Source organism: Chryseobacterium sp. Bi04 (assembly GCF_918698085.1).
Taxonomy (GTDB): Bacteria; Bacteroidota; Bacteroidia; order Flavobacteriales; family Weeksellaceae; genus Chryseobacterium.
On record NZ_CAKKLP010000012.1, the window covers coordinates 1 to 17654 of the forward strand.

18 protein-coding genes are annotated in these 17654 nt (G+C 36.4%); 10 read left to right on the forward strand and 8 right to left on the reverse strand.

Annotated features, from left to right (window positions below; genetic code table 11):
• Positions 1-51: 51 nt before the first annotated feature.
• Positions 52-861: an SDR family oxidoreductase gene (locus LQV47_RS16905; protein ID WP_047495453.1), complete on the reverse strand. Its 810-nt coding sequence runs from the start codon at positions 859-861 to the stop codon at positions 52-54.
• A gap of 121 nt (positions 862-982) precedes the next feature.
• A complete protein-coding gene (locus LQV47_RS16910; RefSeq protein ID WP_230038923.1) occupies positions 983-1282 on the reverse strand; it encodes a hypothetical protein in 300 nt (99 codons plus the stop codon).
• 145 nt (positions 1283-1427) lie between these two features.
• Between LQV47_RS16910 and LQV47_RS16915 the strand changes: the two genes are divergently transcribed.
• Together LQV47_RS16915 and LQV47_RS16920 are read left to right on the forward strand one after the other, a co-directional pair.
• Positions 1428-1982: a DNA-3-methyladenine glycosylase I gene (locus LQV47_RS16915; RefSeq protein ID WP_230038925.1), complete on the forward strand. Its 555-nt coding sequence runs from the start codon at positions 1428-1430 to the stop codon at positions 1980-1982.
• Positions 1972-2340 (forward strand): hypothetical protein, encoded by a 369-nt coding sequence (locus LQV47_RS16920; RefSeq protein ID WP_230038927.1) that lies wholly within the window; start codon positions 1972-1974, stop codon positions 2338-2340. The genes LQV47_RS16915 and LQV47_RS16920 overlap by 11 nt, the downstream gene beginning before the upstream one ends.
• 243 nt (positions 2341-2583) lie before the next feature.
• Here LQV47_RS16920 and LQV47_RS16925 read toward each other — a convergent pair whose 3' ends face one another.
• Positions 2584-2832, reverse strand: a complete 249-nt coding sequence (locus tag LQV47_RS16925) for a hypothetical protein (protein ID WP_230038929.1) — start codon at positions 2830-2832, stop codon at positions 2584-2586.
• Between the two features lie 221 nt (positions 2833-3053).
• Between LQV47_RS16925 and LQV47_RS16930 the strand changes: the two genes are divergently transcribed.
• The 7 genes from LQV47_RS16930 to LQV47_RS16960 all read left to right on the forward strand — a co-directional run bounded on the left by LQV47_RS16930 (position 3054) and on the right by LQV47_RS16960 (position 11401).
• Positions 3054-3482, forward strand: a complete 429-nt coding sequence (locus tag LQV47_RS16930) for a MarR family transcriptional regulator (RefSeq protein WP_230038931.1) — start codon at positions 3054-3056, stop codon at positions 3480-3482.
• Positions 3479-4240, forward strand: a complete 762-nt coding sequence (locus LQV47_RS16935) for a hypothetical protein (RefSeq protein ID WP_230038933.1) — start codon at positions 3479-3481, stop codon at positions 4238-4240. Before LQV47_RS16930 ends, LQV47_RS16935 begins: the two co-directional genes overlap by 4 nt.
• Before the next feature lie 104 nt (positions 4241-4344).
• Complete coding sequence (gene kdsA / locus LQV47_RS16940) at positions 4345-5154, forward strand: 3-deoxy-8-phosphooctulonate synthase (protein WP_047495421.1); 810 nt, start codon at positions 4345-4347, stop codon at positions 5152-5154.
• Positions 5155-5198: 44 nt separating this feature from the next.
• A complete protein-coding gene (locus LQV47_RS16945) occupies positions 5199-7400 on the forward strand; it encodes a TonB-dependent receptor plug domain-containing protein (protein ID WP_230038935.1) in 2202 nt (733 codons plus the stop codon).
• A 171-nt stretch (positions 7401-7571) separates the two neighbouring features.
• Positions 7572-7952 (forward strand): hypothetical protein, encoded by a 381-nt coding sequence (locus LQV47_RS16950; RefSeq protein WP_230038937.1) that lies wholly within the window; start codon positions 7572-7574, stop codon positions 7950-7952.
• Between the two features lie 117 nt (positions 7953-8069).
• Positions 8070-8543: a DUF3347 domain-containing protein gene (locus LQV47_RS16955; RefSeq protein WP_230038939.1), complete on the forward strand. Its 474-nt coding sequence runs from the start codon at positions 8070-8072 to the stop codon at positions 8541-8543.
• A gap of 89 nt (positions 8544-8632) precedes the next feature.
• A complete protein-coding gene (locus LQV47_RS16960) occupies positions 8633-11401 on the forward strand; it encodes a multicopper oxidase domain-containing protein (protein WP_230038942.1) in 2769 nt (922 codons plus the stop codon).
• 117 nt (positions 11402-11518) lie between these two features.
• Here the strand turns inward: LQV47_RS16960 and LQV47_RS16965 are convergent, their stop codons facing one another.
• From LQV47_RS16965 to LQV47_RS16985, 5 genes are all read right to left on the reverse strand, one after another.
• The gene (locus tag LQV47_RS16965) at positions 11519-12637 is read right to left on the reverse strand and encodes an FAD-dependent monooxygenase (protein WP_230038944.1); all 1119 of its coding nucleotides are present in this window, start codon (positions 12635-12637) and stop codon (positions 11519-11521) included.
• Positions 12638-12717: 80 nt separating this feature from the next.
• Positions 12718-13218 (reverse strand): GNAT family N-acetyltransferase, encoded by a 501-nt coding sequence (locus LQV47_RS16970; RefSeq protein ID WP_230038946.1) that lies wholly within the window; start codon positions 13216-13218, stop codon positions 12718-12720.
• Between the two features lie 11 nt (positions 13219-13229).
• Complete coding sequence (locus tag LQV47_RS16975; protein ID WP_230038948.1) at positions 13230-13826, reverse strand: hypothetical protein; 597 nt, start codon at positions 13824-13826, stop codon at positions 13230-13232.
• 505 nt (positions 13827-14331) lie between these two features.
• Positions 14332-15198: an RNA polymerase sigma factor RpoD/SigA gene (locus tag LQV47_RS16980; RefSeq protein ID WP_002979276.1), complete on the reverse strand. Its 867-nt coding sequence runs from the start codon at positions 15196-15198 to the stop codon at positions 14332-14334.
• Positions 15199-15509: 311 nt separating this feature from the next.
• The gene (locus LQV47_RS16985) at positions 15510-16301 is read right to left on the reverse strand and encodes a S1/P1 nuclease (protein WP_230038950.1); all 792 of its coding nucleotides are present in this window, start codon (positions 16299-16301) and stop codon (positions 15510-15512) included.
• A 411-nt stretch (positions 16302-16712) separates the two neighbouring features.
• Between LQV47_RS16985 and LQV47_RS16990 the strand changes: the two genes are divergently transcribed.
• Positions 16713-17630: a type VI secretion system baseplate subunit TssG gene (locus LQV47_RS16990; RefSeq protein ID WP_230038952.1), complete on the forward strand. Its 918-nt coding sequence runs from the start codon at positions 16713-16715 to the stop codon at positions 17628-17630.
• Positions 17631-17654 lie beyond the last annotated feature (24 nt).

Below are 17654 nucleotides of genomic sequence, written 5' to 3' on the forward strand. Positions count from 1 at the left end.
GCCTCTTTGAGGCCGCCGATTCTTATTTTATAAGTAAAAATATCTTCTTAATTATTCAACATCATACTTGCTGATTACTTTCTGGGTAACCCCTGAGCTGCTGAAACCACCATCATGGAAAAGATTCTGCATAGTTACTTTTTGAGTAAGATCAGAGAATAAAGTTACACAATAGTTAGCACAGTCAAGAGCTGTAGCATTTCCTAGCGGAGACATATCTTCAGCATATCCAAGGAAACCTCCGAAACCTTTTACACCACTACCTGCCGTAGTAGGCGTAGGTGACTGAGAAACTGTGTTAACACGTACTTTTCTCGCCCCCCAGTAATTTCCGAAAGTTCTTGCAATACTTTCAAGATAAGCCTTGTTATCAGACATATCATTGTAATCAGGGAAAGTTCTCTGAGCTGCAATATAAGTTAGGGCCAAAATACTTCCCCACTCATTCATACAGTCTTTCTCCCAAGCTACACGCATTACTTTATGGAAAGAAACAGCTGAAATATCCCAACCTTTTTCTAACCAGTCATAATTCATTTCAGTATAATGTTTTCCTTTTCTTACATTTACGGACATGCCTATAGAGTGAAGGATAAAATCTATTTTTCCGAATTTTGCGGTTGCAGCATCAAAAAGTTTTTCAAGATCTTCTATAGAAGTAGCATCAGCAGCTATCACTTCAGAACCTGTTTTTTCTGCTAAACCATTAAGCTCTCCCATTCTCAAAGCGATAGGAGCGTTAGATAAGATGAATTCCGCACCTTCCTCATGACATCTTTCAGCAACTTTCCATGCGATAGATTGTTCATTAAGGGCTCCAAAAATAATCCCCTTTTTGCCTTTAAGTAAACCGTATGACATAATTTTTTAATGTTTATTGAAATACAAATGTAGCAATAATTGTGGTTATGACATAATAAAAAATGGAGCCTTATCAATTTAAGACTCCATTTTATTGAAAATATTTATATGACTGAAATTATTAATTGGTTTTCTTATTCCATTCTGCTTTTACATCCTCTGCTGCATCTTTGGTTTTTTCCCAGGCCTCATCCGCTTTATCTTTGATATCCTCCCAGGCATCTGAAACATTAGCTTTTACCCTGTCTAACCAGTCTTCCTGATTAGCTTCCTGATCGTTATTCCTCTTCTCATTAATATAATCTTTGGCTCTGTCTGCCAATTCATTGATTTTCCACTTGGCCTGATCTGAAGCATTCTGTAAAGAGTTCTCTACATTGTTCACTGCATTTTCCGCTTTGTTATACTCTGAATTGTTCATAATATTATATTTTGTAATTTGAATTGTATATTAGTAAATAAACAATAACCATTCCTAAAAAGATGTGATATTGTTAAATTTTTCATAATCTTTTTTTATTTTTTCTAAAATGGATATTAACTTTAAATCTGTAAATTTTTAATCTATGGAAAAAATTCGTTGTGGATGGTGTGAAAAAGATGATCTGTACAGAGCATACCATGATAAGGAATGGGGAAGACCTGTATATGATGACAAAACTATTTTTGAATTTCTGATTCTTGAAAGCTTTCAGGCGGGCTTAAGCTGGTATACGATTCTCAGCAAAAGAGAAAACTTCAGAAAAGCTTTTGACCATTTTGATTATCAGAAAATGGCTGTGTATTCTGAGCATAAAATAGAAGAATTAATGAATGATTCCGGGATTATCAGAAACAGAATGAAAATACTGGCTGCCGTCACCAACGCGCAGAAATTTATGGAGGTACAAAAAGAATTCGGAAGCTTTTCTCAATATATATGGAATTTTGTAGGCGGAAAACCTATAGATCATCAACCTGAGACTTTGGCAGATGTTCCTGCAACCACAGAAATTTCAGATAATATATCTAAAGATCTGAAGAAAAGAGGATTCAAATTTATGGGGTCTACCGTTGTATATGCTCATATGCAGGCGACCGGAATGGTAAATGATCATATCAAAAGTTGTTTTGTTAGGTGAACACACGTTTAAATCTACAGCAATAGGATACAATGCCCAAACCAGTAAAAATGAATCTACAGCTATTGGAAACAACTCCTCTGCAGGAGGTTTCCAGTCATTGGCAGTAGGGTATAATGCAAAAACAAATACCAATACCAATAGTGAAACGGCATTAGGATATAATGCTGTTGCCAATAGTGAAAATTCAACGGCTGTAGGCTCCGGAGCGAATGCTCTGGGACAATATTCAACAGCTGTAGGATATGGAGCGACCACTTCACAGGCCAATGCCATTGTTTTGGGAAATAATAATGCGAATGTAGGAATTGGCACTGTTGCTCCGAATACTTCTGCTAAGCTGGATGTAAACGGATAATTTAAGCTGGGAGAAAAGGGAAGTGTATTTGAATAATAATGTATTTATTATAGTTGATATGGTGTTAAAGGCTTCCAATTTGGAAGCCTTTTTTATGATTTAGTTTTTAAATTAAGGTAATACTGTAGCGATAAAAGCGGATAAATACCCAATAAGCATTACGAAGAGCATAAAAGTAAAGGGAATCATAAGACTCTTGAAAAGTACAGTTTAACCATCTATTCTGCATTTTGTAAAAAGTTTTTAATTGGACTTTCGGGATTTGATCTCTTTACGTATTTCCCGCTGGCTATTCCATATGGTGAGATACATAGGAATGAAAAATATAGGGAGGGAACTGATGATGCTGAAACCGTTCCTGAGCGTTGCATAAATTGAAGCGACAATCATGATTCCTACAATAATGCAGTACGAAATAAATATAGCAGACCGCTTTTTATCTTCTTTGGTGAGCTCGTCAATAGACAAGCCGGATAGCTTAGTGTTTTTCATGCTTAATGTTAGTTTTAAAGGTTTTAGTTATTGCGAATTTAATAATAAAGTGAAGTCATAAATAAGAAAAAGGTGAAAAAATGAACGGTCATAGTAATTTTACACTAAAGTGTAGTCGTACTTCTGTAACAGCTATTCTTTTCTCATAGAAAAAAAATATTGTAAACAAAAATATTGTGCACAAAATAAATAAGTTATTTTTGTTACTTAATAAAAAATTTATGATGGCTCTTTCCGAACATTTATGCTTTAAAATATATGCGCTTTCAAGGTATATTACAGGTTTATATAAACCTTACCTGGACGAAATTTCGCTGACATATCCTCAATATCTGGTCATGGTTGTTTTATGGGAGAATGGAGAAATGAATATTGGTAAAATAGGAGAACATCTTCATCTGGATAACGGAACTTTAACTCCTTTACTGAAGCGGATGGAAACCCATCACCTTCTAACGAGAACCAGAAGTACAGAGGACGAAAGGGTAGTGCTTATAAACCTCACAGAAAACGGAAAGATACTTCAGGAAAAGGCAAAACATATTCCGGAAGCTGTTCAGAAATGTATACACCTCAATGAAAAAACGAAAACTGGTTTAATGGCTGCATTGGATGAAATGCTTTCCTCTCAGAAAATATCAGATATATGAAAAAAATAGGAATTATAGGCTACGGATGGCTGGGAGAAAGAATGGCAACAGCTATGTCTGATCGGTATAGAATATATGCTACCACGACTACACAGGATAAAGCTGATGAACTGAATTCTAAAGGATTTCATGCAGTAGTGGCTCATTTTATGGATTATCAGCTGGCAGAGCCTTATCCGCAATGGGAAGAAGTTCAGGATCTGGATGTTTTAATTATTACGATTCCGGTTACAGGAAGAAGCTGCTGTGTAAGTTCGCTGTACAACAGAATTCAGAATTTATCATTATTTATAGGTGATTTCAAAGGGCAGATGTTTCTCATGAGCTCTACGGGTGTTTATCCGGATGTTCCGGAAGAGGTAACCGAAGAAAAGGTACCTGTAGAAAAGGTTTCGGGAGAAAGATTGGTAAGAAATACATATCCGCAGGTGAATATTCTAAGACTGGGAGGTCTGATGGGAGATGATAGGCTTCTTAAAAACTATACTGTGTTCAATCCGGATTTTGCAGTTAACCATATTCACTACGCTGATAGCTGTAGAGTGATCTCAGAAATGATAGAAAAAGGGACAAAAGGAAAACTTTATAATGTGACCGCTCCGATGCATCCGTCAAAAAATCAGGTAATTCAGGCCCAAAAGAATTTGCCGGATACTGAAGCCGGCGAAATACAGGGAAAGAAAGTTATGTCTTCAAAGTTAATTTCAGAACTTGATTTTGTTTTCCAGTATCCGGATCCAAGGTATTTTCATCTATAGGCTCCAAGGTTGTTATCCAACCTCTAAACTCCACTCTCTTTCCAAATAATTTCCAAGTCTGAAACTTTATAAGTATTTTTACTGAACTTTTAATTACAACAATAATGATTCAATATTTAGATAATATTCAACACAAAGATTCAAAAAACTTTTTTCTTATTGCCGGACCTTGTATTATTGAGGGGGAAGATATGGCCCTAAGAATTGCAGAAAAAGTAATTGAGATCACAGACAAGTACAATATTCCCTATATTTTCAAAGGAAGTTTTAAAAAGGCCAACAGAAGTCGAGTAGATTCTTTTACCTCTATTGGTGAAGAAAAATCTCTTGAAATCCTTAAAAAAGTAGGGGAGACATTCAATATTCCTACAACAACAGATATTCACGAAAATGAGCATGCAGCGTTGGCAGCGCAGTACGTGGATGTTTTACAGATCCCTGCATTTTTGGTACGTCAGACAGACCTTTTGGTAGCCGCAGCAAAAACCGGGAAATGTGTTACCCTGAAAAAAGGACAGTTTCTGTCTCCGGAAGCGATGAAGTTTGCCGTTCAGAAAATTACAGATTCTGATAATCAGAAAGTAGCGATCATTGAAAGAGGAAATTCTTTTGGATATACAGATCTGATCGTAGATTACAGAGGTATTCCCACGATGAGAGAATATGCTCCGGTCATTTTAGACGTTACCCACTCATTACAACAGCCTAATCAAAGCTCAGGGGTGACAGGAGGAAGACCAGACCTTATTGAAACAGTGGCTAAAGCTGGAATAGCAGTAGGTGCAGATGGTCTTTTCATAGAAACACATCCTACGCCTGAAACAGCATTGTCTGATGGGGCCAATATGCTAAGACTGGATTTATTAGAAGATTTACTGCAAAAATTAACAAGAATTAGAGAATCAATTTTGTAATTGTTAAAAAAACATTAATTTTAGAAATTCTTAAAACATTTCTTTTGAAAAAACTAGTTTTACCGTTAAGCCTTATAGTTCCCGTACTTATTTTCTCCCAACAAAGAAAAAAGGATACGGTGACTAAAGTAACCGATATTGAGGAAGTTGTATTCCAGAAAAAAACAACAGGAAGAACAAACGATCTTACCAACGTAAAAATTTCAGCCAAAGAGGCTAAAGCAGTAGCTTCTATAAGTGGAGGAATTGAAGGGCTACTTAAAACCCTTCCTTCCGTAAACTCAAATACTGAGCTCTCTTCCCAATATATGGTGCGTGGTGGAAACTATGATGAAAACCTTATCTATATCAATGATATTGAGATTTACAGACCTTTCCTTGTAAGAAACTCTCAGCAGGAAGGGATGAGCATCATTAATCCGGATATGGTTTCAACAGTCAACTTCTCAGCAGGAGGATTTGAACCTAAATATGGAGATAAAATGTCTTCCGCATTAAATATCTATTATCGCGAACCTGAAAAGTTTGAGCTTTCAGGGGAGGCAAGTTTAATTGGAGGAAGGCTTACAACAGGGCTTGCTTCAAAAAATAAAAAACTTACGGCCTTATTTTCAGGAAGATACAGAAATACCAATCTTGTTTTAAATACACTGAATGAAGATACAGACTTTAACCCAACGTATTGGGATTTTCAGTCTTATATCAATTATCATGTGAATGATAAATTCTCCATGTCATTCATCGGGTATTATTCCAAGAACGATTATGAAATGGTTCCCAAAGCAAAAGATGTTACTTTTGGAACACTTCAGCAGCCTATCAATGTATACATCAATTATTACGGGCAGGAAAAGGACCAGTATAAAAATATGATGGGAACTTTTTCCATGAATTATAAACCATCTGATAAATGGAGACTTACATTGGATAGTTTTGCTTACCAAAACAGGGAAAAAGAGTATTATTCCATACAGTCAGGCTATAAGCTGCAGACTTTTGATCCTATTACAAAAGATCCGCTTCCCAGCTTTGATGCAGGGGCACAGATAGATCATGCCAGAAATGATCTTTTTGTAAGAACATACGGAACACAGTTCAGGGCCCGTTTTTCTCCTAATAGCAATACGGATATAGAAGTTGGATTCAAATATGAAAAAGAAAATTTAAAAGATCTTACCAACGAATGGAAACTTGTAGATTCGGCAGGATATAGCCTTCCAAGGCCTATTGTAGATCCAAGGGGAACAACCGGAGATCTTAAGCTGGCGTATTATATTGCAGGTGCCAATAATATTGAACCTACAAGATTATCCGCTTACGCACAGTATTCACAAAAATTTTATTGGGGAGCCAGTAAAGTATTCATCAATGCCGGAGCCAGGGTAGCCAATTGGAGTTTTAATAAAGAAACAATATTCTCACCAAGATTTCAGTTTGCCATAAAACCGGACTGGGAATCTGATATGTTATTTAAAGTTTCAGGAGGGATTTATTATCAGGCTCCTTTCTATAAGGAAATCAAAGACCTTGATGGGAATTTCAACAGCAATATAAAGTCTCAGCGTTCGATACAGTTAATTCTTGCTAACGACTACGAGTTCCAGATGTATGACCGGCCGTTTAAACTTACTACAGAACTCTATTATAAGAAAATGGATAACCTGATTCCTTATTATATGGATAATGTAAGAATCCGCTATTCAGGGCAGAATAATGCTACCGGATATGCCTATGGTATTGATACCAGATTATTCGGAGAGTTTGTTCCCGGAGTAGACTCATGGTTGTCTGCAAGTTATGCAAGGGTATTTGAGAATATAGACGGGCAGGGAAATATCCCAAGACCTACGGACCAACGTTTCAGGTTTGCTATGTTCTATCAGGATTATATGCCGAGATTCCCTTCAATGCGTGTTAATCTTACATTGGTATATGCTATGGGGCTTCCAAACGGAGCACCTGTTTTCACAAACCCTTATCAGTATCAGAGTACATTGCCTGCTTATAAAAGAGTGGATCTTGGATTATCGAAAGTTTTTATTGATCCAAAGGATAAAAAGAAAAGATATGGATTCTGGGGTAACTTCGAGGAGCTAACACTGGGAGTTCAGGTTTTCAATGCATTTAATATAAACAATACGGTAGCTAATCAGTGGATAACAGATTATAACTCTAATGTTATGTATCCGGTTCCCGTACGTCTTACAGGGCGTTTCTTTAATGTTAAGTTAGAGTTTAAACTGTAGAACTTAGACGTTAAATGGATTTTGTAGATGTACTCAATCCCATGAAATACTAAAAAATAGTAAAAGCTCCGGGATATTTTCCGGAGCTTTTTTAATAAACCAGAATTTTATAACAACAATACCGAATTTTATAACAACGGTTTCGCGGATATTTTTACCTTTGTCCTGTCAATGAAAAAGATTCTTGCCATATTATTCTCTATTTTCTACTTCGGATTTTCTTCCGGAGCAGCATTTAGTGTTCATTTTTGTATGCAGGAATTTGTTTCTGTAAGCCAGAAAACAAGTGACATCTGTGGAAAATGTGGTGTTAAAGAGAAAAAGGGATGTTGTAAAACAGAAATTAAAGTTGTAAAAGTTGATGATTCTCAAAAATCAGATTTGATTAGTATTAACTTTTTAGGACAAATTTCTGAAATCCCTGTTACACACCAGTTTTTCTTTGCTGACAAATCTTTTTCAGCTTCAAAATTTACTCAAATTCAGATCAATGGGCCTCCGGAATACCAACCGGTTCCTATTTACATCCATCACTGTAATTTTAGAATTTAGAATAAGTCCGTCGTTTCCGGTATGATGATCATATCGTTACAGACGACATGCTCTGACGCATTTTCTGATGTGTCTTTAATATTCCTTTATTAAAAATTAATTCTAAAATTTAAAACAATGAAAAAATATATCATTACAGCAGCCCTATCTTTATTTTCAATCCTTTCAGTTTCTGCACAGTCTAAAAAAGACGCTCAGGTTTCAAAACTATATCAGAACTATATTGCCATCAAATCGGGCCTGGCTTCCGATGATGCAGATAAAACCTCAAAAGCGGCTACAGAATTCATTAAAACAGCTTCAACTGTGGATTATAAGGCAGTATCTGAAGGAAATCTTAATATTCTTAGAAAAGATGCTTCAGCGATCTCCGAGGCTAGAAGCGTTACCGCTCAAAGAGAAACTTTCCTGAACCTTTCAGACAATATGATTGCGCTGACAAAAGAGTTCAAACTTTCAGAAAAACCGGTGTACGTACAATACTGCCCAATGGCTAACGGAAGCTGGTTGAGCGATGAAAAACAGATTGCCAATCCTTACTATGGTAAAGCTATGCTTTCTTGCGGAAGTGTAAAGTCGGAAATTAAATAATACTTTGTATTTATCTTTAAAATAATAAGTTGTATAGCTTAAGTTATAATTTGATTTAAGTTATGCAACTTCTAAAAGTTCGGAAAATTATGAAAAAACTAATCATATTTCTGTTGCTTTTGTTTTCTGTCTTTACTTTTGCACAAACAACCAAAACCTATTATACCTGTCCGATGCATCCGGAAGTAGTCTCTCCAAAACCTGGAGACTGTCCGAAATGCAAAATGACTCTGGTAAAGAAAACGGTTGTCGTAAAACCTAAAGCCGTAGCAAAACCACAGGAAAAATCAATACCTAAAATAGTGACAAAATCTCAACCGGTAGAAGCTAAAATAAAAAAGAAGGTTGATGTCAAAAAAGTAAGTAAGGCGAATGAAGCTCAAAAAATGAAGGTGAGAAAGCCTGATATAAAGGCTAAAACGCAAAATAAAATTGTATCTAAACAACAATCTGTTTTCACTTGTCCTATGCATCCTGAAATCATTTCAGATAAGCCGGGGAAATGTCCTAAATGCGGAATGAAGCTGGTGGAAAAAGAAGAACATCAGCACATTGCTTTAGAAACCCCAAAAGATGAAAGTCCTGTTGTAAAAAGAAATTCTGAAAATGGCAGACTTAGTTTTGGAGGGAAAACAGTTCGTTATGATTTATATGTAAAAGATACCATCGTCAATTTTACCGGGAAAAACCGGAGAGCTATTGCGATCAACGGAAAGCTTCAGTCTCCGACACTGTATTTTACTGAAGGGGATACTGCCGAAATCTATCTCCACAATATGCTTAAGGAAAATACAGGGCTCCACTGGCATGGTGTTATTTTACCCAATGAACATGACGGAGTTCCATACCTTACCACAAAACCTGTGAAACCTGGAGAAACCCATCTGTACAAGTTCAGGGTTTCTCAGAATGGAACCTATTGGTATCATTCCCATGAGGCACTTCAGGAGCAGATAGGAATGAATGGGATCCTGGTATTTAACAAGAGAGAAGGAGAACCTAAGACAGAATACAATGCTGAAATACCGGTATTGTTGGGAGACTGGAGTGATGAGGATCCTATGCAGATTGCAAGAAGACTGCATATGGCCAATACAGACTGGTATGCCATAAAGAAAAACGCTGTTCAGAGTTATTGGGAAGCTATCAAGTCCGGAAATTTTGGAACCAAAGCCCTGAATGAATGGAAAAGGATGGAGGCTATGGATGTGAGTGATGTATACTATGATAAATTTCTGATTAACGGTACTCCCAGCTCAGAGTATTCCAATTTAAAAGCCGGGGATAAAGTAAGATTAAGAGTAGCCAATGGAGGTTCATCCACGTATTTCTGGCTTAATTATGGAGGCGGCAAGATAAAAGTAGTAGCAAATGACGGTAATGATGTAGTTCCTGTAGAAGTAGACCGTCTGATTGTTGGCGTTTCCGAAACCTATGATATTGAAGTCACCATTCCTGAAAATAAAAGCTTTGAGTTCAGGGCCACTTCAGAAGACAGGATAGGGCATGCCTCCCTTTGGCTGGGTTCCGGTGAAAGAACAGAAGCTCCCAATTTACCAAGATTAATGCTTTTTGAAGGAATGAAGATGATGAACGGAATGATGGAAATGAGCGGAAATATGAAGCCGATGAATATGACGATGGGAAATCAAATGATGGATATGAATGAAGTGATGTACCCGGAATTATCTGAAAACCAAAGGAAAATGACCATGAAGCATATGAATGAGATGATGGGGGTAAAAACGAAAGAAGAGGATAAAAAAGAAGATCATTCTCAACATGCAGGAATGGATATGAAGGAAGAAAAGACCATCAAAAGGCTGTCTTACAATATCCTGAAGTCTCCGGAAAAAACAATTCTTCCGGCAGACAGTGTTCGTGAAATGAAATTTACCCTGGAAGGGAATATGAGCCATTATCTGTGGACTTTAGATAATAAAACAGTTACAGAAACAGATAAGATTATGATTAAAAAAGGAGAAATCCTTAGAATCAAACTGTATAACAACTCCATGATGCGACATCCTATGCACCTGCATGGTCATGACTTCAGGCTGATCAACTCAAAAGGGGAATACTCTCCACTGAAAAATGTGGTGGATATTATGCCAATGGAAACCACCACCATTGAATTTGCTGCCAATCAGGATGGAGACTGGTTTTTCCACTGTCATATCCTGTATCATATGATGGCTGGGATGGGAAGAATATTCAGTTATGAAAATTCAAAACCCAATCCACAGCTGCCTAATAGAAAGCTGGCCTGGAAAAACTTCCTGCAGGACAATAAAATGATCAGTTCTATGGCTATGCTGGATGTTGCCAGCAATAAGATGCATGCAGAAACAATGACGATGTTCGGGCCAAGATGGGCCAATCTTAATGAGTTTCATTCCAACTGGAATTTTGATCACTTTGAAGGCAATGTAAAAGTGGGAAGATTCTTAGGAAAGTTCCAGTGGGCACTTCCTTATGCCGGAGTGAGAATCCAGAAGAATCATGAGATTATGGAAAGACAGATGGCCGAGGATATGGGAATGGATTTTCATGGTAAGAAATCCTGGTTTGGCCAACAGAAGGCTTCAAAAAGTAAATATGCCTTCATTGTCGGGATGCAATACGTGTTACCAATGTTGATTACAGCAGATGCAAGTGTAGACCATAATGGAAAAGTATTATTGGAGCTGAGCAGGGAAGATATTCCACTTTCCAGAAGATTCAGAGGTAATTTCAGTGTTAATTCTGATGGAGAATTTTCAACGGGAATAAGATATATCGTACAAAAATGGTTATCCCTTTCCGGAAATTATGATAATGAAATGGGTTGGGGAGCCGGCCTTACTTTAACCTATTAATGAAAGAAAGACTGGCTCACTAAGCTGGTATTTTTACTATAATAAAGAGAATATCTGAAAATGATGTTCTCTTGTTGTTTGAACTGCCTATTCTTAATCTGCACGAAAATAAAGTTTTTACATTTCCAGTTCTATAATTTTTTTTGCCATTTTTTGGTTGGTGCTTTCGGGGATTAACCTCATTAAAAAATTGCGCAATGAATTTCCATGTTCCCATTGAGAGACTTTTCCGATAGTTCGGCTTGTATTGACAATATAATCTACTTTCTTTCTTCTGATCTTTTGAAATTCTTCAAAAACAGCATTGAAATCACTGTTTTTTTCCAGTAACCTTCCGATAATATAAGCGTCTTCAATGGCCTGACAGGCACCTTGTCCCATATTCGGAGTGGTAGCATGGGCGGCATCACCAATCATGCATAAGTTGTCTGTATACCATTGAGGAATAGGAGCGAGGTCGGTAATGGTATTACAGATAATGTCTTCTTTTGCAGTAGCTTCGATAAGCTTTACAATTAAAGAATCAAAGTCACTGAAAATATCGGCGGGTATAATGTGTTGGTTAAAACTTTTCTCATTGATGCAGGCATACCAGTAGACTTTTTTCTCTGAAATTTTCACAAATCCAAACCGTTTCCCTTTTCCCCATACTTCAAATGCCTCCTGGTGATATTTTTCAGGAAGCTCAAAGTCCACCAGACCGCGCCAGCATTTCTGCCCGGAATTCCGGATAGTACCGGCTGTAAAGATCTGACTCCTGACTTGAGATTTTATACCGTCTGCTCCAAAGATGATCTTACTTTCTTTCTGAATTCCGTTTTCAAATGTCAGCGCATAGTTTTCTTTCTTTTCAATTTTCAGCAGGGAATATCCGAGCTGAATATGTTCTGATCCTATATTTTCCACAAGAATCTTTTGAAGGGCTGCCCGGTGGATAGCTACATTACAGGAGTTATACTTTTTTTCCAGTCCCAGGATCTCCGTTTTTGAAATAGGCTGTAGGGATTCATTAGCGATGGTGATCCTGTGGATTTTGTTTCCTGCTTTTTCAATTTTTTCCTTTAAACCTAACCGGTCAAATACCTGCATGGCATTCACAGCCATCATAATGCCGGCTCCTACAGGTTTTATTTCCCGGGCAGATTCATAGATTGTAAAATCATAGGGATGCTGTTTCAGTACATTTCCAAGGGTAAGACCGCCAATGCCGGCTCCTATGATTGAAATAGTATTCATAAACATTGATTTTCCTGTTATACCATTTTTAAGGTGCTAGGATCTTATGGAAGATAAAATCTGACTCTACATATTTTAATTTATAATGTTAAAATATAACTCTCTGATACTTTTTTGAAACCATATTTACTGAAAAAATTATGAGCTCCGTGATTATTGATACCGCTTTCCAATAGGATAAAGCTAATGTTCCAGTTTTTAGATTCATGGATGGCTTTCTCCAAGAGTCTGCTTCCAAGAGACTGACCTCTCACAGACTGGTCCAGAAGCATATCCTCTAAAATCGCATATTTTTTAAAAGGGCTGTTGATCACATTGAAAACCATCATCCCGACAATTTCCCCGTTCTCATTTTCTGCAATCAGAATATTCAGCCTGGAACTGCCATCGGAATTAAAATCAGTGATCAATTGTTCCGTCAGAATCACTTCAAGATCGGGATTCCAATGGTGAGCATCTACAGCTCTGCCGGACATCATTTCACCATGGGAAATGTAAGAATCTGTTTTATGGGTAATAAAAAAATCTACCAGCTCCTTGACGCGGGCTTTATCAGTAAGCCATTGTGTAGTATATTCCATGAGAGATTGTATTATTTTAATTTTTTTAATTCTTCCAGCAATTGATTCTGCTTAGTAATGATGCGATCCAAACTATCTGTTTTTAAAGGATGGGCTTTTTGGTATTTTTCAATCTCAGGAAGTGTTTTTCTGATTTTGAATGCAGTATATGTACTGGTCAGTGTTTCATTGTTTTTAGTGATTTGGCTGATACGGTCTGTTATATTTTTTACTTTAAGCTTATACCGGTCAGAGCTGGCGGTAATTTCTTTTTCTATCTGCTGTTTTACCAGTGAATCTGTGATGGCCTTAGTCTGATAATGGGCATCCTGATAAAAAGATTCAGAGGTGTTGAGTATGTTATTATATACAGCTAAAGCTTTTTCTGTTTCCTCAAAAGTTTTCACTACTCTGGAATTGAGAGCTGTAAGATTTTTATCATTCTTAATTAATTCGAAATAGATTTTGTCTACACTTGTGCCAATTTCACGATAACTTTTAAAAGAGCCTGAAACGGATGACTCGGCATTGTCAACAGCATTTTCTACAAGAGGTGGATTCTGTTGCTTATTTTCTGTACAGGAAAGTATGGACAGAGCCAGGGTAGAAGCGAAAAGTATTTTTTTCATAGTAGGTTTTATTAAGTGATAGGTATCATAATTGTTACACCGTATCTCAACAATTAAAAGTAAACATTTAATTCTTTTCTGTGAAGATGACTGCGTATGATTTTAATTAGTTGATAGCAAATTGAAATTTGTTACGCAGTTGATATAATTGAATACAAATCAAAGTTTTTATTTTTTAGACACTTTAGCAAGTTTAAAATAATAGTGCATAAATAAGTGTACTTAAGATGAAAATCAAAGATTTTCTTAAAACTTTAGTGTGCTTATATGCGCAAAGCTGGAAATTTTAATAACTTAAGTGTTTAAAAACTTTTGTGGTTACAAGAAAGTTTTTAAACACTAGGGTTGGATTCCTACGGATGACAAACAGAACACGATCAAGCATCACTCTATATAAATCTCAACATTGGCAAATATTTAAAACACTTTAGCAAGTTTAAACAAACTTAATATAAAAAACGGAGCCTGAAAACAGACTCCGCTATACAATGTTGTAATACTAAAATTATTTACCTAAATAAGATTTCAAAATCTTGCTTCTGGTATTGTGTTTTAGTCTTTTGATCGCTTTTTCTTTGATCTGACGAACTCTCTCTCTGGTAAGATCGAAAGTTTCTCCAATTTCTTCTAAAGTCATTGGATGTTTTCCGTTCAGTCCGAAGTATAATCTTACCAAGTCAGCCTCTCTTGGAGTCAATGTATTCAATGCTCTTTCAATTTCAATTTGAAGAGATTCAAGCATCAGATCTTTATCAGGGCTTGGAGATTCTCCGGAACGTAATACATCATAAAGGTTAGAATCTTCACCTTCTACTAAAGGCGCATCCATAGACAGGTGTCTTCCGGAGTTTTTCATAGATTCTTTAATATCCTCTTCGCTCATGTCAAGAACTTCAGCCAATTCTTCCGGAGAAGGGGGTCTTTCATTTTCCTGCTCAAGGTGAGCGTAAGCTTTATTAATTTTATTGATGGAACCAATTTTATTCAACGGTAGTCTTACAATTCTTGACTGCTCAGCCAACGCCTGTAAAATTGATTGACGGATCCACCATACTGCATAAGAAATAAATTTAAAACCTCTGGTTTCATCATATCTTTTTGCCGCTTTCATCAATCCTAAGTTACCTTCATTAATCAAATCGGGTAAAGAAAGACCTTGATTTTGGTATTGTTTAGATACAGAAACTACGAAACGAAGGTTGGCTTTGATTAATTTCTCAAGTGCTGCTCTGTCGCCCGCACGTATTCTTTGTGCCAATTCTACTTCTTCGTCCGCAGTAATTAGTTCTACCTTACCAATTTCCTGCAAGTACTTGTCTAATGAAGCAGTTTCCCTGTTGGTAACCTGCTTGGTGATTTTTAATTGTCTCATCTATTTTTTCCTCAAAAAAGAGTTACTATATATAATACGCTTCAACATATAAAAAGGTTACACCCGTTTCAATTATTTTTTATTTATTTAATTTAAGATTCAAAAATTAGTTGTAAATTGTACCTCTCACGGCTTAGAACGCTGATTTTGTATTTCTTTTATTTGTGTTTCAGGCTATGAAATCTGAATAATTCAAAAAAATACGGTTAAAAATAAGCGACATGACGGTCTAAAACAAAAAAGCGAAACCGTAGTTCCGCTTTTATTATATAGGATGAATCATCAGTATTATTTATGGTTCACTGCTTACCTTAAAAAAGTTCATTCAATACCTTCGCCAGCCTCAATCCTCCGTACAGAAGCTGTCTCTCCAGAGTATCATTGAATTTGTACTGGTATTCGTAAGATAATTTAGAATCGTTAGGCGTCTGTGCGTAGATCTTGTTGGCAATTTTATGAGAATCATACAGCCAGTCTTCCAGTGTTCCGGACTGAATCTGTGCCACTTCTTCCTTAGATTTAATATCCAGAAGTTTTGAATACTCTGTATAGCTGTACTTTTGTGAATCTACCAGCTTACCATCCCAAACTGAGTGTAAATTGGTTTTGTCTCCGAAATAGGTAACATTGATTCTGTTTCCACCTAGATCTTCAGCTCTTCCTACATGCAGCGGCTGAGCAAGGTCACCCATAATGTGGATTAAAAAGATCAATGCAATCTTCCTGTCTTTTTCAGACGTGTTTTTATCCTTGATCTGGCTGGATAAAGTATTGACCTGGGTATAAAGACTTGGGCCGGCCTGCAGTTTTAAATTTTGATCAAAAGCCTTGAAATCAGTCTGTGGATCAATATTTACATAATGCCATGATGAAGCTTGCTTCCAGGTGCCTGTAGTATCAGATTTAATGAAGTCTGGCCAGTTTGCCCAATAAGCAAGACGCTCTTTTCCCATTATTTTTTTGATTTCCCTTCTGGCTTTTCTCGAAAGATGGTTTTCTGCGATGTCTGCAATAACTCTATGACCCGTCAATCCCCACGCATAAGAATAAAGTGAAGAAGAGATGAATGCTAAAATCAGAATTTTAGAATAAATACTTTTCATTTTAAATAACAATTTTCAGGCTGCAAAGATACGGCCGCTTTCCGAATGAACATGGAATAATAGTAAAATTATTCTATAATATTTGTTAATAAAATAGGATTGCAATAAAAGAGATGGGTATATCAAATATAAGGTGCTTTATTTTTTTTTGCGTGGTATATCCTGTAATAACGATCGTTTAAGCTTTAAGTCTTTGATTATAAGCTGCCAATTTGAAAATAAAAGAGGTGAAGGGATTTAGTGTTTACCGTATTTTTACGGAATTTACTTAAATTTATTCCTTTTAATGTCAATAAATTAGTATTTTTAGGATAAAATTATTAGCAAAATATTTTTTCAAACTTATGAGATATATTATCTTTACAAGTCATAATCACAGGAAACACTATGCATGAGAATAATATTGTAGATATGAATTACAATAAACTGCAGACAGACTTTAAGGCTGAAGCAGTGGCAGTTAATCTTTTGAGATATCACAGGGCTGTAAGCAATATATTTATTGAGCGGATCGGGATAAATGACCGTGCCTATCTGAAAGATATTAAAAGTATTTCGAGCAGCTATTTAGGATTTGATGAAGAGGTATTTACGATAGAAAGCTACAGGGAAGGTATCTATGATTACCTTCCGGAAGGACTTTTCCATCCACCGTCTCTGGGCGCGTCAAGAAAGAACGTTGATACGGTAGTACGGGAAATCCGTAAACAGAAAAGGGTAGAGGAAGATGCACGGAAGTTTTTCCGTCCTTTTGAGCTGGAGGTATTTTTTACGGAAATAAGTGCATTGCTTAAAGAGTCTGAATTTGAGATCACGAGCAATACGGATGCTTTACTGGAAACAGTAAGTGAGCTTTGGCCATTGATCAATATGCTGGATAAACAGAATGCTTATATATTCATGCATATTTTACCCTTTTTTCATCAGATCAGAGGAGATAAGAAGTGGTTTGAAAGATGTATGACTGCTTTTCTGCAGGTACCGGTAGAAGTTACTTTTTCTCCCAATATCATTGATGGTTTAGAGAAAAATGATGACTCCATGTTATTGGGGAATTCAAGATTGGGAGTAACTTATATTCCTAGTGGAAGACATATGGATGGGCAGCGGAACTGGGTAATCAATATAGGGCCTATTCCTTATCTGGAGATGAAAAAATATATCCCAGGAAATCCGTTCAGGCAGTTGCTGCAGATTCTGTATGATTATTTTCTGCCTGTAACTGTAGATGTAGAAGAGAACTTTATTACAGAAAAGATAGAATATTCATTCAGTCTGGAAGATGATGATAGAAATGCCAATCGCCTTGGATACTCTACATTTCTCTAAATTATTTTATTATATTTACAACTA

Coding starts and splice junctions, on each gene's coding strand:
- LQV47_RS16925 (WP_230038929.1), bottom strand. CDS start 2,832: ATGAAAAACACTAAGCTATCCGGCTTGTCTATTGACGAGCTCACCAAA.
- LQV47_RS16980 (WP_002979276.1), bottom strand. CDS start 15,198: ATGAGACAATTAAAAATCACCAAGCAGGTTACCAACAGGGAAACTGCT.
- LQV47_RS16990 (WP_230038952.1), top strand. CDS start 16,713: ATGAATTACAATAAACTGCAGACAGACTTTAAGGCTGAAGCAGTGGCA.
- LQV47_RS16950 (WP_230038937.1), top strand. CDS start 7,572: ATGAAAAAGATTCTTGCCATATTATTCTCTATTTTCTACTTCGGATTT.
- LQV47_RS16955 (WP_230038939.1), top strand. CDS start 8,070: ATGAAAAAATATATCATTACAGCAGCCCTATCTTTATTTTCAATCCTT.
- LQV47_RS16905 (WP_047495453.1), bottom strand. CDS start 861: ATGTCATACGGTTTACTTAAAGGCAAAAAGGGGATTATTTTTGGAGCC.
- kdsA (WP_047495421.1), top strand. CDS start 4,345: ATGATTCAATATTTAGATAATATTCAACACAAAGATTCAAAAAACTTT.
- LQV47_RS16985 (WP_230038950.1), bottom strand. CDS start 16,301: ATGAAAAGTATTTATTCTAAAATTCTGATTTTAGCATTCATCTCTTCT.
- LQV47_RS16975 (WP_230038948.1), bottom strand. CDS start 13,826: ATGAAAAAAATACTTTTCGCTTCTACCCTGGCTCTGTCCATACTTTCC.
- LQV47_RS16970 (WP_230038946.1), bottom strand. CDS start 13,218: ATGGAATATACTACACAATGGCTTACTGATAAAGCCCGCGTCAAGGAG.
- LQV47_RS16910 (WP_230038923.1), bottom strand. CDS start 1,282: ATGAACAATTCAGAGTATAACAAAGCGGAAAATGCAGTGAACAATGTA.
- LQV47_RS16965 (WP_230038944.1), bottom strand. CDS start 12,637: ATGAATACTATTTCAATCATAGGAGCCGGCATTGGCGGTCTTACCCTT.
- LQV47_RS16935 (WP_230038933.1), top strand. CDS start 3,479: ATGAAAAAAATAGGAATTATAGGCTACGGATGGCTGGGAGAAAGAATG.
- LQV47_RS16930 (WP_230038931.1), top strand. CDS start 3,054: ATGATGGCTCTTTCCGAACATTTATGCTTTAAAATATATGCGCTTTCA.
- LQV47_RS16960 (WP_230038942.1), top strand. CDS start 8,633: ATGAAAAAACTAATCATATTTCTGTTGCTTTTGTTTTCTGTCTTTACT.
- LQV47_RS16915 (WP_230038925.1), top strand. CDS start 1,428: ATGGAAAAAATTCGTTGTGGATGGTGTGAAAAAGATGATCTGTACAGA.